The 1042-nt window shown below is 57.5% G+C and carries 2 protein-coding genes; both read right to left on the minus strand.

All coding sequences use genetic code 11. From position 1 onward, the window contains the following. Positions 1-192 precede the first annotated feature (192 nt). Positions 193-765, minus strand: a complete 573-nt coding sequence (locus tag AC2VLV_RS14245; RefSeq protein ID WP_486990606.1) for a hypothetical protein — start codon at positions 763-765, stop codon at positions 193-195. A 23-nt stretch (positions 766-788) separates the two neighbouring features. Then, on the minus strand, positions 789-1042 hold a 254-nt coding region (locus AC2VLV_RS14250; protein WP_486990607.1), incomplete at its 5' end, for a WYL domain-containing protein.

Genomic DNA, 1042 nt, shown 5'->3' on the forward strand with positions numbered 1-1042 from the left:
GGTCACCAGCGTGGTCTTGCCCACGCCACCCTTGCGATTGACCACCAGCAGCTTGCGCATGAGGCCTCCGGTCAGCGGCGCAGGAACGCCGCGCCGAGCAAGACTAGCAAGCCCACGTGAAGGTGGCATGGTGCCGCGCGGCATGGGTCAAAATTTCAAAGCGTCGGAAGCTTCAGGTTCAATCTCTGCATATCAACGTTCCTGCACGTTGCTCTCCTTGAATGCCGAGTCCCCTTTTCTGGACGCGTTCCAAGGCGGCAAGTGGTGATATCGCTCCTGGTAGCCAATCATCAGATCGAGCTCGTCCAAGTCATTCTCGCCGTTGATGAGGTCGAGGACACAGTGCTTATCGATCCTAAAACCTGTCCTCAACAATGCAGTCGTCAACATGCCGGCGACTGGGTGGCCCCAGCCACCAAGCTTGTCGTTCCACGCATATTTGTTTTTCTCGTAGTACTGCTGCGCAGCTCGCGCGGCCTTCAACATCGCATTGAAACGATCCTTGGGTCCATCGCTTGGCTTATGCCCACCGATGTAGAGGATTCGCAGCACATCGTCCGATGGCGTAATTGAAAGCACCGCAGGATCGAGTCCATCGACTTGATCGAGTCGAAGCACATAGATACACCGCCGCCATGTGCATTTTTCGACCGGCTTATCGGGTTTCAGGATTACGCGCTTCACACGTCCATGCCGGACAAGCTCCCCTTCTTGGTAACAACGAAAAGCCTTCACGGCCATTTCTCGATGGTTTTCGTTCTTCATGTCTGACTTCCTCAGCTTGATGATCAGGGTGTATTTCGATCCTGGATGATGAGCTCGCGGAGCCGGAGTGGCGCCAGAACTTCCGCCTGCCCGCCAAATCCCAGAATCCACCAGCGCAACTGCGATGTCAGGTTGACCGTGGCGCGGATGCGTACGTGGTCCGGGCCATCGTCGTCGATGCGCTGGTCGGTGCTCAGCGGGGTCTCGTAGAGGTGCTGCGCGGCCGGGCGCTGCATGCGCAGCACCAGCTCGATCGGGCCTTCATCGAGAAACCCGA

The sequence above is a fragment of the Thiomonas sp. TH-17 genome (genome assembly GCF_057473305.1).